Source organism: Halorubrum tibetense, assembly GCF_042661865.1.
GTDB classification, from domain to species: domain Archaea; phylum Halobacteriota; class Halobacteria; order Halobacteriales; family Haloferacaceae; genus Halorubrum; species Halorubrum tibetense.
Genome location: NZ_JBHSWW010000053.1, coordinates 1 through 13,220, shown reverse-complemented (window position 1 = coordinate 13,220; position 13,220 = coordinate 1). Strand labels below are relative to the sequence as shown.

The 13,220-nt window shown below is 66.2% G+C and carries 12 protein-coding genes and 1 pseudogene; 3 read left to right on the top strand and 10 right to left on the bottom strand.

Going from position 1 to position 13,220, the window contains the following annotated elements:
• The coding region (locus tag ACFQEU_RS05765) for a 6-hydroxymethylpterin diphosphokinase MptE-like protein (RefSeq protein WP_379780170.1) at positions 1-495 on the top strand (495 nt) is incomplete at its 5' end.
• A 58-nt stretch (positions 496-553) separates the two neighbouring features.
• Here the strand turns inward: ACFQEU_RS05765 and ACFQEU_RS05760 are convergent.
• The 9 genes and pseudogenes from ACFQEU_RS05760 to ACFQEU_RS05720 all read right to left on the bottom strand — a co-directional run bounded on the left by ACFQEU_RS05760 (position 554) and on the right by ACFQEU_RS05720 (position 11,139).
• Positions 554-700 (bottom strand): hypothetical protein, encoded by a 147-nt coding sequence (locus tag ACFQEU_RS05760; RefSeq protein ID WP_379780168.1) that lies wholly within the window; start codon positions 698-700, stop codon positions 554-556.
• A gap of 51 nt (positions 701-751) precedes the next feature.
• Positions 752-1,588 (bottom strand): hypothetical protein, encoded by an 837-nt coding sequence (locus ACFQEU_RS05755; protein WP_379780166.1) that lies wholly within the window; start codon positions 1,586-1,588, stop codon positions 752-754.
• Positions 1,585-2,721, bottom strand: a complete 1,137-nt coding sequence (locus ACFQEU_RS05750; protein WP_379780164.1) for a signal peptidase I — start codon at positions 2,719-2,721, stop codon at positions 1,585-1,587. Before ACFQEU_RS05750 ends, ACFQEU_RS05755 begins: the two co-directional genes overlap by 4 nt.
• On the bottom strand, positions 2,718-4,238 hold the full coding sequence (locus ACFQEU_RS05745) for a DUF7467 domain-containing protein (protein ID WP_379780162.1): 1,521 nt from the start codon (positions 4,236-4,238) through the stop codon (positions 2,718-2,720). Before ACFQEU_RS05745 ends, ACFQEU_RS05750 begins: the two co-directional genes overlap by 4 nt.
• Positions 4,235-5,002 (bottom strand): hypothetical protein, encoded by a 768-nt coding sequence (locus tag ACFQEU_RS05740; protein WP_379780160.1) that lies wholly within the window; start codon positions 5,000-5,002, stop codon positions 4,235-4,237. Before ACFQEU_RS05740 ends, ACFQEU_RS05745 begins: the two co-directional genes overlap by 4 nt.
• A gap of 287 nt (positions 5,003-5,289) precedes the next feature.
• Positions 5,290-6,855: a vWA domain-containing protein gene (locus tag ACFQEU_RS05735; RefSeq protein WP_379780158.1), complete on the bottom strand. Its 1,566-nt coding sequence runs from the start codon at positions 6,853-6,855 to the stop codon at positions 5,290-5,292.
• 181 nt (positions 6,856-7,036) lie between these two features.
• Entirely contained in the window at positions 7,037-8,752 is a 1,716-nt protein-coding gene (locus ACFQEU_RS05730) for a SipW-dependent-type signal peptide-containing protein (protein ID WP_379780156.1), read from the bottom strand.
• A 741-nt stretch (positions 8,753-9,493) separates the two neighbouring features.
• Positions 9,494-9,653 (bottom strand): annotated as a pseudogene (locus ACFQEU_RS18190) (SipW-dependent-type signal peptide-containing protein); the annotation flags it as partial.
• Between the two features lie 109 nt (positions 9,654-9,762).
• Positions 9,763-11,139, bottom strand: a complete 1,377-nt coding sequence (locus tag ACFQEU_RS05720) for a SipW-dependent-type signal peptide-containing protein (RefSeq protein WP_379780152.1) — start codon at positions 11,137-11,139, stop codon at positions 9,763-9,765.
• Positions 11,140-11,557: 418 nt separating this feature from the next.
• Between ACFQEU_RS05720 and ACFQEU_RS05715 the strand changes: the two genes are divergently transcribed.
• On the top strand, positions 11,558-12,079 hold the full coding sequence (locus tag ACFQEU_RS05715; protein ID WP_379780150.1) for a DUF7344 domain-containing protein: 522 nt from the start codon (positions 11,558-11,560) through the stop codon (positions 12,077-12,079).
• A 19-nt stretch (positions 12,080-12,098) separates the two neighbouring features.
• On the opposite strand, the gene ACFQEU_RS05710 is transcribed toward ACFQEU_RS05715, so the two are convergent.
• Positions 12,099-12,872 carry a creatininase family protein gene (locus ACFQEU_RS05710; protein ID WP_379780148.1) on the bottom strand — a complete coding sequence of 258 codons (774 nt, stop codon included), beginning with the start codon at positions 12,870-12,872 and terminating at the stop codon, positions 12,099-12,101.
• Between the two features lie 96 nt (positions 12,873-12,968).
• Here ACFQEU_RS05710 and ACFQEU_RS05705 point away from each other — a divergent pair.
• The coding region (locus tag ACFQEU_RS05705; protein ID WP_379780146.1) for a nascent polypeptide-associated complex protein at positions 12,969-13,220 on the top strand (252 nt) is incomplete at its 3' end.

Here is a 13,220-nt window from a genome sequence, read left to right as displayed (position 1 = left end):
GAGGCGGACGTCGTCGTCGCCGCCTCGACCGCGGCCGACGACCTCCTCTCGGCCGGGATCGACGTCGACTGCATGGTCACCGATCTGGACAAGAACCCGGAGACTGCGGCGAAGTTGACTCGCGAGGGAGTGCCCGTCGCGGCGCACGCCCACGGCGACAACCTCGATGCGGTCCGGGAGTGGCTCCCCCGGTTCGACGCGGCGTGGACGCTGACCACCACGCAGGCGGCCCCAGTTGGCCCCGTCCGGAACACCGGCGGCTTCACCGACGGCGATCGGGCGGCGTTCCTCGCCGACCACGTCGGGGCGGCTCGGTTGACGTTCCCCGGCTGGGAGTTCGACGACCCCGACGTGGGGCCGATGAAGGCGAGAAAACTGGCGTGGGCGGCCCGGTTGCTTCGCGTGCTCGAACGGCGACGCGACGAGGCGTTCACCGTCCTCGACGACCGTCGTGAGCGGGTCGACAGCGAGCTCGAGGACCTGCTCGGCGACTGAGCCAACGCCGGCGAAACCACGCCGACGATCGGTCCGGTTCCGCTTCGATCGACGGGGGTCAGAGCATCAGGAGTAACCCGTACACGAACAGCCCGATCAACACGCCAACCATCCCGGTGAGCACCCGGCGTTTCGTGACCCATCGAAGTCTCGGCTGGCGGCTCCGGTCCGGTCGTTCCCTCCGCTCGTGTCCGTTCTCGCGCATTATCGTGATCCCGGGGCGAGTCGTACTGACGGCCGGGGTCTCGTCGACCGATCACACATCGTCGTCGCCTCCTTCCGAGTCACCTTCGTCCGCGGCGACGCCGGCGTCCTGGTCGTCTCCACCCTCGTCGTCTTCCTCCTGATCGCTCTCGGCTCCGTCCCCTCCGTCGGCATCATCGGTTTCGTCCCCCTCCTCGACGCCCGATTCGCTTCCTTCGCCGTCAGTGTCCGGTGTCCCGTCGTCCGACTCAATGTCGCCGTCGGGTTCCTCACCGCTCCCGGTGTCGGGCTCGGTGCTTTCGGTTTCGTCGTCGGTCACACCCCCCTGATCGTCGCTCCCGTCGTCACCGTCGACGGCAGTGGTGTCGTCGTCCTCTGAGACGTCCGACTGATTACCGACAGGTTCGTTTCCGTCGCCGGGGACGGATCCGTTGCCGTTGCCGGGGACGGATCCGTTGCCGTTGCCGGAGACGGACTCGTTACCATCAGGGTTGGAAACTGACTCGTTACCCGTTCCGCTCTCGGCGATCGTCTCGTTGCCAGCGTCAGGGGCGTCGTCGACCTCGTCACCGTCGCCGAGGTCGGTCCCGTTCCCGACGTTGGTGCCGTTTCCATCGGTCGGATCGGTCGATCCAGCGGACTCGTTTCCGCTGTCCGCGGGATCCGTCTCCCCGTCGTCAACCACCTGCCCTCCGGTGATATCCTGCGTTCCGTTGACTCCCTCCGATGCGTCCGTCCCGGACTCGAACTCCTCGAATTCCTCGACGGAGGCGAAGCTCCCGTCGATCGCGCCCTCGTCCGAGAAGAACGCGACCGTCCCGTATCCTCCGGCGAAGGAGACGCTCAACACGAGGACGGCGGCCATCACGACCGCCGCGGTTCGGATCATCGCTCCGCCTCGTTCGTTGCCCCGCCGTCCGCGGCCGGCTCGATCACCGGGTCGTCGAACAGGCCGGACGCCGACGGCCACGAGTCGTCCACGGCGGGCTCCGAGCCCGCGCCCGCGTTCTCCCCCGCATCGGCATCCGTGTTCGTGCCAGCGTTTACGTTCGTGTTCGAGTCCCCGTCCACGTCGGTCGGATCCCCCGCGACCACCTCCGCTACGTCCGAGTCGGGGTCGTCGGGGTCGTCCCCGCCGTCTCCCGGTTCGTCCGTCGTCGCGGACGCCGCTTCGGAACCGCTGCCGGCCGTAACGAGGAGCACGACCCCCGCGAGGAGCCCCATCGTCGCGCCGGTCGCCACGCCGATCGTCAGGCCGGTCCGGAGCGTGTACGCGATGTACACCGCGTACGGAACGACCGCGAGGAGCACGCCGACCGCCCCCTGGACGGTGCGTACCGTCACGACGAACCCCTCGTCAGTCGCGGCCCCCACGTCGGTCGCGCCGCCGGTAGCTGCAGCACCGCCAGCCGCGGTGCCACCGGCCGCGACGCCGGCATCGGTTACCTGGTCACCGTCCGGTTCAGCGTCTGCCCCAGCCGGTTCGGCGTCTCCCCCGTTCGCAGCCCCGTGCCCGGTTCGAGCACGGTAGAGGCTCCAGAGCTCCGAGACCGCGAGCAGCCCGAACGGGATCACGACGAGCGCGACGAACCCGGCTGGCGAGGCCGCGAACTGTATCACGTACCCGATGTAGGGGATCGTGATCATCACGACGCCGAGGACGTTCCCGCCCGGCACGAGCGATGCGTCCGCCACGTCGTTCGCGTCGCCTTGCGTCTCGAAGGCGACGCCGCCGCCTGCCGATTCGACGCCGATAACGCGGTGTGTCACCGGGACCTCGTTGTCGCCGCGGAGGAACGTTATCACGTCCCCCTCCGCGATCGACGCCGGATCGCGTTCGTCGACGATGACGACGTCGCCCGGCGCGATCGCCGGAGTCATGCTCGCGGTGAGCACGACGAAGCTGTACTCCGCCCCGACGACCGCGGGGACCGCGTACACTACGAACGGCGCGACGAGCGCGATCAGTAGGAGTAATCCGAGAACGTTGGCGATAGTTTTGAATCTTGTAGCTGTGGTCATGATCGGTCCTCCGAGTCACAGAGCGGTTCCCCGTCGGTGCTCGTCCCGGCGACGAGCTCGTACAGCGGCCCTCCGGCGCCGTCGGATCCGAAGGCGTCGCCGACCCCGAGGGCGACGGAGCAGCTGGTATGAATGGAGACGGTGGTGCCGCCGTCGACGACGATCTCGACGTTCGGGCCGATCCAGTCGTCGCGGTTCCCCGGCCTGTCGAGGTTCGTCCCGTCGAGCGTGAAGCGCTCGTCGGGGGCGACCGTTCCCTCGAACAGGAGGCCAGTCGACGCACCCCCTTGTTCGGGAACGCCAGTTATCTGGGCCGGCTCCGAGCCGAGGTACCGGAACGTCAGGCCGAGCAGGGTCGGTTCCCCGTTGACGCACTCGATACAGTCCGGTTCGTCGGGGTCGCCGGAGTCGTCCGGCTCGTCGGATCCCCGCTCCTCGTCCACACAGATGTCGATCTCGATGTTGCTGATCTCCCGGCGTCCGGAGTTACCAGAGCCGTCCGGGGCGAGGAGCACTGCCCCGGTGTCGGGGCTCGGCGGCTCGATCTGGTAGCGTTCCGTGGTCGGCCCGCCCTTGAGACGCACCTCACAGAGGTCGCCGAAGGCGTTCCCGTCGGCGTCCACCAGATCGAACCGTACACCCACGGCCTCGTCGCCGTCCTTGTATTCGACGTCGGTGACGAACAGGAACGCCTCGCCCGCGAGCGGGCCCTCGTCTATCGACAGCCAGGTCGCGGTGTCGTTCGGATCGCTTATCGATATCTGCCCCTCGACGTCGTCCGCTTTCCCGCCGAACTCGCACTCCGGACACGGCTCGGGCGGCTCCTCACACGGCCCGAGGCCAGCGAAGGGGTTCGATCCCACCGCGTCGTCCTCGGAGACGTGTCGGCACTGTTCGGTGTACAGCCGGAACTCGAACCCGGTCTCCCTCCCGGCTGCTACACTCGGGGCGTCGATCGGGAGCTCCCAGTAGAGCGTTACGTCGAGCGTCTCGTCCGGGGAAAGACAGGCCTCACCGTCGAGGTCGTCGATCCGCAGTCCGTCGACGAACGCCTCCCGGAGCGCGGATAGCGACCCGGAGAACAGCGTCGAGGACCCGCCGTTCTCGACGACGAGGGTCACCGACAGCGCGTCGCCGAGCGGGTCGAACGCCGCCAGGTCGGGATCCGGACAGACGGTCGCGAACCAGAGCCGTGCCGGGTTCGTCAGCACCGAGATCCCGAACGATTCCGCCCCGTAGCTCCCGCGGTCGAGGCCCTCGATCCCGACGCTCACGAGCCCGTCCGAAACGGTGCAGTTCGCCGTCCCGTCGTGGTCCGCACAGGAGATGTCGAGGGCGACCTCGCCGCTCCCGATCGTGTTGTTCGGCAGCGCCGCCGCGTCCGTCAGGAACGCGAACGTGCCCGCTCCGCTCGCCGCACCGATGGCCCCAACGCCGCCGAGGCCGGCGAGGAGTCGGCGACGGCTCAGGCGTCCCACGCCGTCGGATCCGCGTCCACCGTCGCTTCGTCGGGTCATGCCGTCACCTCGTCGTCGTCGGCCGCCGTACTGTCGCCGTTCTCCGCCGGATCGAACGGGTTGTTCGGGTCCGCACAGTCGGTCGCTCGGAACCGGAGCGCGAACGCCGCCGACTCCCCGCTGCCGACGTTCCCCTGTCCGGTGGGTACGTCCCAGGTGAACGCGAGACAAAGGCTCTCGTCCGTCCCGAGACAGCTGTTGTCGAATATCCCGGGATCGAGCTCGACCCCCGTCAGGAGGTCGCCGTTCGCGGACGGGACGGTCTCCGGGGCCGATAGCGGTCCCGCGGCGATCGTTGCGCCACGCGGGTCGTTCTCCGCGCCGACGCAGCCGCCGACCCCGAACAGCCCGGTGTCGTATCGCGTCTCGATCTCGATCCGGTCCGTGAGGTCGTTGCTCACGGCCTCCAGTTTCATCCAGACCCGAGCGGGGTCGTTTTCGGCGATCAGTCCGACGCTCGCGGTGCCGTGGTCCTTCGGGAGGACGTTGTCCGCGTCGACGAGGCGTACTTCGCCGTCGAGCTCGTCGATCCCGTCGACGAACTCGTCCGGGTCGGTCGGGCCCTCGATACCGAGGTCGCCGTTGTACGTCCCACGCCACCCGACCAGGAGCCGGGGACCCGTCGACGCCGCGTAGGTGTAGTTCGTATACCCGTTCCAACTCCCGGTCGAGCGCCCACGGGCGACCCCGGCGGTCGCGAAGCCGACGGCTCCGACGCCCGCGAGCGCTTCCCGGCGAGTGATGTGTATGTCTCGTTTCGTCATTCGTGTGTGTGGTCGGCTCCGAACGGCCGGTTCGTCGATACTCTCCACGCTCTCCCACTACGTATGTACGCGCAGCCTACCCGGACGGTTCGGAGGCCGAACCATCCGGCAGTCACCCCCTACCGCGACGGCAGGCGCTGACTATCGGGCACGACGACACGAGTTACGGGAGTGCCCCGCCGTCCGGAACACGGGCCGAGAGCCGTCGTCGTCCGCTCCGCACGGAGCTTCGAATGGGGGAGAGCGTCCTTCGGGACGCTCTCGTCCGGCCGGAGGTCGTCAGTCGCTCACGCCCCCGCGTACGGGTTCGCCTCGCCGTCGTTGTGGCGGCACTGTTCCGCGGCGAAGCCGATCGCGAACTCGACGGAGTCGGTCTGTACCTCGTTGCCGACCGTGGTCGGCAGCTCCCACTCGAAGCCGAAACACCGAGTGACGGAGTTCGTGAAGCAGGTTCGCTCCTCCTCCGAGAGGTTCGCGTCGAGCGGGATCCCCTCGGCGAGGGCATCCATCACCTCGCGGAGCGTTCCCTCGACGATGACCGCCTCGCCGGTGAGCACGACCGCCGCGATCTGTGAGTAGATGTCGTCGAGGTCGTTGCCTGTCGGCGAGTCGTAGTAGAGCGTGGTTCCGTTGCTCCCGCTCGCCATCTGAATGAGGGTGTTCTGTGCGAATCCGGTGACCCCGAGGCCCACGGTGATGACCGTGATACCGGCATTTTTGGCGTCCTGTGCGGCCTGTATCGCGTTCTGCGTGTGGTTGCTACCCGGACGTGCGGACCGGTTCGGTTGGCCGTCACCAAGTAGGATGATCGCCTGATCGACACCACGGTCGTTGGCCGTGAGTTCGTCGGCCGCGAGGTCGACGCCGGCGTCCATCATGGTGAAGCCGCCGGACGTGATCCCCGCTGGTCCCGGCTGTAAGAACGCCGCGACGAGCGAGTGATCGGAGGTCAATCCCTGACGTAGCTGGCCGGCCGAGTCGAACGTCACGAGGCCGACGCGGTCGTCCGAGCCGAGGTTGTCGAGGAACGTTAGTGCGGCTGCCTTGGCGTTCTCCATGCGGCTTCCCGAGCCGCCCCCCATCGATCCCGAGGTGTCGATCGAGAGCATCACGTCCACATTTCCACCATCCTCGCCGCCGCTCTCTTGATGGATGTTGTCACAGTTGTCGTCGTACCAGATCTTCGCCTCGATGGCGTCCGCGAGCTGGCCCTCCCCGTCAGGATCGTCGACGGTGATCCCCATCTCTTCGAGCGCGACTTCCTCGGGACCCGTGTAGCCGTTCTGGTCATTCGCGGTCAGCGCGCCGCCGATCCACATGTAGCCGGGGTTGTCGTACAGGTGGGTGCTGAAGGTGACCTCGCCGTAATCGCCGGGCTTGACGTCGCCGATGCGGATGAGCGCCTCCTCAAGGTCGCCCGCGTCGATGAGTTCCTCGCGGCGGAACCCCTCTCCTTCCTCCGATTCGGGGTCGAAGATACCGTTCGCACCGCGGACCCAGTCGCCCGCTCCCGGGTAGTTCTCCAGGCCGGGGACCTGATCGAGCAGGTAAACCCCGGTGTCCTCGTCAGTCGGCTCCATGTCCTCGTCGACGAAGGTGGCGTCCGGGTAGTTCGCCTGAAGCTCCGCGAGCCGCCCGTGGCCGCCACGGTAGGTCATGCGGTAGTCCATCTTCAGGTCGAACTCGCCCGCGGTGAGCGTGTTGTCCTGGAACGACTCCTCGTCGCTGAAGAACGCGGTCGTTCCAAGGCCTGCACCGGCGGAGGCGACGCCGATGGCCCCGAGTCCGCCGAGGAGTTTTCGGCGCGAGAGGCCGGCAATGCTGGTGTCAGTGTGGTTCGTTTCGTCTGTCATGATCGGGTATCGCTCGTGAAGGTCGCTTCATCTGCGAACGCCCACCGACGGGATCGAACCGTCGTCGTCGACCGCCCCGTCCGGGGCTTCGAATGGGATGGATGGGCCGGTAGCTGGGAGCGACCGGCCGCACTGTTCCGGGACCGTGGTCTCGTTTCAGTTCTCTCAACCGACTCGGTGTCTACGCGAGTTGCTGCTCGAACGGGTTGTGCGACCCGTCGTTGTGCCGGCACTGCTCGGCGTAGAAGTCCAGGTTGAAGACGATCGAGTCGCCCTGGATCTCGTTCCCCACCTCGAACGGGAGGTGCCATTCCAACGCGATACAGCGCGTGTCGGAGTTGGGGTAGCACTGCCGGCCGTCGCGGTTCCGGTCCGAATCGAGCGGGTAGCCACCCGCGATGCCGTCGACTTCGTAGTCGTCGACTGTCCCGTCCGGGTTAACTGGCGCGGGCTGCGTGAGCAGGTCGTACAGCGACCCCTGGAAGATCGCCTGTTCGCCGCCGGCAGTGAAGCCGATCTCCTCGGCGACGCTGGTTTCGGGGTCCGTGTTCGGGTCCGCCGGACCGTTGATCGCCTGATCGATGTCCGGATCGGGGACGAGCATGAACTTGTGGTTGCCCGGAAGCGTGCTGATCTCTTCGAGCGTGTCGATGCTGTCGCCGAGTACGCCGAATCCGATGACGAGGTATCGGTCAACTTCACCGCCGTTCTGACGGAGGTTGTCGCTCGCTGCCGCGAGGAAGTCGCTGGTCTCGACGTTGATCCCGTTCGTTACGACGACCATGATCCGGTCTTCGTCCTCGGGGCATGTCGCGAGCGCGTCCGAACCAGTCTCGATCGCGTTCACTAGATCGGTGTCTCCGTCGAGTGACTGGTAGTCGATCGTCTGGAGACCGGTAGAGTCCTCGTAGTTCCCCCCATCAGTACCGATGATATCGCCGACATCGCTCGTCGGAGTGAGAACGGTGTCCGCCACCGCCGTCCAGTTGGTCAGCCCAACGCTGAACGGACTGGTGTCGCCGTCGGAAGACTCCGCGCCGTCTTTGGTGTCGAGCCGTCCAACGTACTCCTCAAGTGCCTCGATCAGAAGTTCGTCTTTCAGTTCGTCTTGCGAACCGGGAGCCTGACTCCCCATCGAGTCCGTGTTGTCGACGACGAACTGGATACAGGCACCAGCCCCCTCGTCGAAGAAGTTGTCACAGTCGTCGTCGTACCAGAGCGTGGCGTCTATCTCCTTGGCGAACTGCATCTCCTCTTCTGCAGCCGCGATCAGGGCTTCATCATCGAGATCGCCGTAGATCTCCGTGAGCGCTTCGCGTTTGGGGTCGTTCAACCCGCCGACGGTGTGCTGGTAGTTGCTCGCGTTGAGCCAGAGATACGCCGGATTGTCGAAGACGTGTTTGCTGATCGTGATCTCGCCGCGGTCGCCGGGCTTGACGTCGTCGAGGTCGATCACTGGCCCGACGAACTCGTGGTTGCCGGTGCCGTCAGTCTCCGTTCCGTCGAAGCTCGCGAACTGGCCGCGGTAGCCGGCCTCGATCTCGTCGTCGTCCGCGTCAGCCGGAAGGCCGACCAGCGTCGGGTCCTCCTGCAGTTGGAACCGCGTGTAGATCGGGTCCTGCAAGTTGTCGCCGTTCAGGTCCGGATAGGCGTTGATCGGCTCCCACGTCGTGTGGTCGTCCGGATCCTGTCCGTCGATTCCGGTGTAGTAGCTCTGCTGCCAGTCCATCCGGAGCTCGACCGCTCCGGCTTCTATCGTGTTGTCCGTGAAGCTCTCCTCGTCGCTGAAGAACGCGGTGGTTCCGAGCCCTGCGCCGGCGCTCGCGACGCCGATGGCCCCGAGTCCGCCGAGTAGTTTACGGCGGGAGAGTCGTGTGTTTGGGTTTTCGTTTGTCATTGTGTATGAGTGTCCGAAATCGTTGGTTCGTCCGGTTCTTGGCCTAGCAGTTCACTTACTCAGGACTCCCGTCGACGACCTCGATGTCGTTCTGGAACGGCGTCTCGTTGTGGCGGCACTGCTCGGCCTCGAAGTGCACGTCGCCCTCGAAGATCGCGCCCTGAACGGCGTTACCGGGTGAGTCGGAGGCCTCGAGCGGACCGAACTCCACGCTGCCGACGGTCACGGTCTCGCCGACATCGGCGCGGCTCGGCAGGTAGAGGTAGACGCAGAGTTCGACGGCGTCCGCGGGTTCGCCATCGGCACCCTCCATCAGCTCGCACGGCTGGTGGCAGTACTCGGGGTCCTCGCCGCCCACGGCGTGAACGAGACCACCCGCCGCAAACTCGTCGACGAGTTGGCCGAGCGTGCCCTGGAACACGACTTCAGTGTCGCCGTTCTGGTCCTCCAGCGTGACCACCGCGAGCATGAAGTCGCCGAGCAGACCGTCCGCGTCGACGTGGTTGACACCGTTGTCGTTGCCCGCGGTCTCCTCGGAGGAGAGCGTGATCTGGATGTAGCCGGGGTTGTACTTCACGCACGGGTCCCAGCAGTACTTGTAGCTGTCTCCGGGTTTCGCGTCGGTGATGTCGAGGAACCCCTCGGCGAAGTCGCGGTCGCTGTCATCGACCATGTCGTCGAATGTCTGTTCATCGGGGCCGATCCCATCCTGGTCGACCATGTGGGTCGTCTGGCTCACCATGAGCTCGAACTGTCCGGCCGTGATCGTGTTGTCCTGGAAGCTCTCCTCGTCGCTGAAGAACGCCGTCGTCCCGAGCCCCGCACCCGCGGAGGCAACGCCGACTGCCCCCAGTCCGACCAGCATCTTGCGCCGCGAGAGTCCGATTTTGTCGTTATCCATTGTGTATCATCCCCTGTGGGGAACTCCCACCGACGGAGTCGAACCGTCGGACGCCACTGTGGGAAGCCGCGGTCCGGCGGCGACGCGCAGCCAGACGGATTAACGGGGGTTACTGGAGCGTCGCGCCCTGCCCGTTCTCGCTGCTGGTGAAGTTGTCGGTACCGGAGTAGGGACCACCGACCGGGATCCCGACGGACGGTGCTTCGCCGCCGGCACTCGCGTTGAAGCCGAAGGCGTAGTCGTTGCCGCCGGTTTCGAGGTCGGATCGCGGGACCGCGATGACCGCCTGGTTTCCGAACTTGGCTGTGACGATCGTCGACGGAACAGGCGACCACGAGCCAACGTCCTTCTCCCAGTTAGGCGTGCCGTCCACCTCGGAGTAGAGAAAGTCGTCTCCGCCCTCCGCATTCCAGGCAACCTGGTAGTCGTAGTTGCCGCTGTCGTCGAGGTCGAACGGCATCGAGAAGTTGGCGACCGCGAAGTTCGGGTCGGCGAGGCTGTACTGGCTGTCGGCGGGTTCGTCGAAAGTGATCCCGTAGACGACCTGGTCGTCGCCGTAGGAGACATCGACGCGGGCGACGCCGTCCGGGATGGGCTGGTTGATCCCGTCCGGGTTGACGTAGTCGGCCGCGTACGACTCGTCCACACACGGGTTCGTCGTCCCGTCGTTGTGCCGCTCCTGTTCCGCGTAGAACTCGAAGTCGAACTCGACGGAATCAGTCTGGATCTCGTTGCCGACGGTCGTGGGAACCTCCCACTCGAAGCAGACGCACGTCTCGTCGATGACGGGGTCGCCGTTGTCGTCGAAGGGAGCCTCAACGCCGTCGAAAGCGGGGCGGTTCGCGACCGGCTGGTCCGGGTCGCCGTCGCCGTAGAGGGGAACGCCGGTCTGGAGCGCCGCCATGACCTCGGCGAGCGACCCGGAGACGATCTCCTCGTCGTCGTTGCCGTCCGCGTCGCAGTACGACACCGTCACCTGCATCGCGTCCGCGAGCTGTCCGTCCTCGGGGATCTCGCCGTAGATCTCTTGGAGTGCGGTCTCCTCGGGTCCGGTCGTTCCGTTCTGGTCGTTCGCGGTCAGCTCCCCACACATCCACATGTACGCGGGGTTGTTCACGATGGAGAAGCAGAAATCGCCCTCGCCGGAGTCGCCGGGCTTCAGGTCCTCTACCTGGATGCTGAGCGGCGTTCCCTTTTCGATAACTATGCCGTCTTCTTCGACGGTCTCTCCAACCACGCCACCGTTGATGAACGTTCCCGGGGGCGTCGAGTACTGTGCGAACGAGCCCTGGTCCTCCGAGTAGTCCACGTGGACGAACAGGTCGAGCTCGCCAGCGGTGAGGGTGTTCTCCTCGAAGCTCTCCGAGTCACTGAAATACGCCGTCGTTCCGAGTCCTGCACCCGCGGAGGCCACGCCGACGATGCCCAGCCCACCGAGCATCTGTCGCCGCGAAAGGCCGAAGTCGCTGTTGTCGTTGTTGCTCATGATTGCTCCTGGCTGCACTGCCAGTACCCCCTCCTTAGCGGTAGGGGGGATAGTTACGAGCAGACACGTCGGATCCTAACCGCACCATCGACGGTTCTAACGAGCCGTTCGACTCGAAACACCCGAAATCAACCGTTTGAAGGCGTCACCTACCATCGAGCGATCACTGAACTCCGCATCCGATGAGACGCCTACCGGTCCGGATAGGCGTCCCTACCGTTCGCTTCGGAGTCCCTACCGCACTCTCTGGGAGTGCCTACCGTGCTCGTCGTCGATGTTGAACGACACAGGTGGGTGTTCCTACCGTCGAACCCGGGATCAGTCAGCACACGACTGCTACCACGGCACACGGTAGTACGCGGCGCATACATATCTCCCCACACGTCGACCCTCTCTCATCGAGGTGTTTCACAGTTCAATGCAGATCCGTTCCGACGCCCTTCCGGAGACCGTCATCCACGACGTGCTCTCAAACAGCCGCCGAAAACACGCGCTTCGGGAGCTGCGTACGAGGGGCGGGGCGATCTCCGTCCGGGAGCTGTCGGAGGCGATCGCCGCCGACGAGACCGGCACGAGTCCCGCACCGGCGTGCGTTCGGGAGAGCGTGTACGCCTCGCTCCACCAGACACATCTCCCACGACTCCACGAGCTCGGGGTTGTCGAGTACGACCGGGGCCGCAAGGAGGTCCGTACGTGTCAGGGCGCACGGGACGTGGGGCGGTACATGGAGGTGGTCACCGGCTACGGCGTCACGTGGACCGAGCTGTATCAGGTGCTCGGCGTGGTCACCCTGCTCGTCGTCCTCGCCGCGCAGCTGGAGGCACCGCTCGTCGGCACGGTCGACCCGATCCTCTGGACCAGCGGGGCGCTCGCGGTGTTCGCGGCGGTGACGCTCGTCCAGCTCTGGCGGGCGTTTCGACTTCCGGCGCGGTTCCGGTGAGGGTCGCGCCTCGATCCGCCTATTCGACCCGCGGTTCGGGACGGAGCGCTTCCGGTTCTCGCGCCTCCAGCCACTCCAGCAGGTGAACCAGCTGCTCGGTGGCGGCCTCGAACAGCCGCTCGCCCTTCTCCGCGGTCGCGTCCGTCGGGTCGCCGAACGCGCCGTTCGCGGAGTTATCGATCGCGTCGTAGTACGTTCTCGCGCCGTGAACGACGGCGTCCGACTCCTCGAGGTCGACGAGACCGCCGTCACGGGCCTCCGATACCGCCGTCTCGTCGACGAGCTCGGGCGCGATATGGGAGATCATCGCCGTCTCCTTCGGGCCGGCGTGGGGGCCGTTGTGTTCGAACAGCTCGTCGACGAGCTCGGGGATCGATTCGTCCCACATCCACTCGACGGCGTAGATCGTTCCGTCCTCGTGGAGTCGCCGGCCGACCTCGCGGAGGTGCGAGACGTTGCCGCCGTGGGCGTTGACGTACACGACGCGGTCGATCCCGTGGTATGCGAGGTTCCGGGTGACGCTCTCGACGTACTGACGGAACGCCGGGGGGTCGACCCACAGCGTCCCGGGGAACTGTCGGTGGTGCGGGCTCACGCCGATGTCGACGGTCGGCGTTCGGGGGATCCCGGTCTCGTCGGCGGCCGCGGTCGCGAGCGCCTCGGCGATCAGGTGGTCGGTCGCCAGCGGGAGGTGCGGGCCGTGCTGTTCGGTCGATCCGAGCGGGACGATCGCGGTGGAAGCGGCGTCGAGCTCCGCTTGCAACGCCGGCCACGTGTGATCCGCGAGGTACATGCTCGATCGTCGTGCGGGATCGGTATCAACCCCACCCATCGTCGTCGACGGCGCGTGTCGTCACCCTTTTTGTGCCGTGCGGCCGAATTCCTGCGTATGTTCGGAGGAGGCGGTATGAACCCGCGGAAGATGAAGCAGATGATGAAACAGATGGGGATCGATGTCGAGGAGCTCGACGCCGAGCGGGTCGTCATTGAGACGGCTGAGGCCGACCTCGTCTTCGAAGGGCCGCAGGTCACGAAGATGGACGCCCAGGGCCAGGAGACCTACCAGATCGTCGGCTCGCCGGAGGCGGTCGAGAACGCCGGCGCGGGCGGCACGGCCGGCGCGGTGGAGGGCGGCGACGCA

Excerpts from the sequence above, each read along its gene's own strand:
- ACFQEU_RS05720 (WP_379780152.1), bottom strand. The coding sequence starts at position 11,139 with ATGAGCAACAACGACAACAGCGACTTCGGCCTTTCGCGGCGACAGATG.
- ACFQEU_RS05755 (WP_379780166.1), bottom strand. The coding sequence starts at position 1,588 with ATGATCCGAACCGCGGCGGTCGTGATGGCCGCCGTCCTCGTGTTGAGC.
- ACFQEU_RS05730 (WP_379780156.1), bottom strand. The coding sequence starts at position 8,752 with ATGACAAACGAAAACCCAAACACACGACTCTCCCGCCGTAAACTACTC.
- ACFQEU_RS05740 (WP_379780160.1), bottom strand. The coding sequence starts at position 5,002 with ATGACGAAACGAGACATACACATCACTCGCCGGGAAGCGCTCGCGGGC.
- ACFQEU_RS05710 (WP_379780148.1), bottom strand. The coding sequence starts at position 12,872 with ATGTACCTCGCGGATCACACGTGGCCGGCGTTGCAAGCGGAGCTCGAC.
- ACFQEU_RS05715 (WP_379780150.1), top strand. The coding sequence starts at position 11,558 with ATGCAGATCCGTTCCGACGCCCTTCCGGAGACCGTCATCCACGACGTG.
- ACFQEU_RS05735 (WP_379780158.1), bottom strand. The coding sequence starts at position 6,855 with ATGACAGACGAAACGAACCACACTGACACCAGCATTGCCGGCCTCTCG.
- ACFQEU_RS05745 (WP_379780162.1), bottom strand. The coding sequence starts at position 4,238 with ATGACCCGACGAAGCGACGGTGGACGCGGATCCGACGGCGTGGGACGC.
- ACFQEU_RS05750 (WP_379780164.1), bottom strand. The coding sequence starts at position 2,721 with ATGACCACAGCTACAAGATTCAAAACTATCGCCAACGTTCTCGGATTA.
- ACFQEU_RS05760 (WP_379780168.1), bottom strand. The coding sequence starts at position 700 with ATGCGCGAGAACGGACACGAGCGGAGGGAACGACCGGACCGGAGCCGC.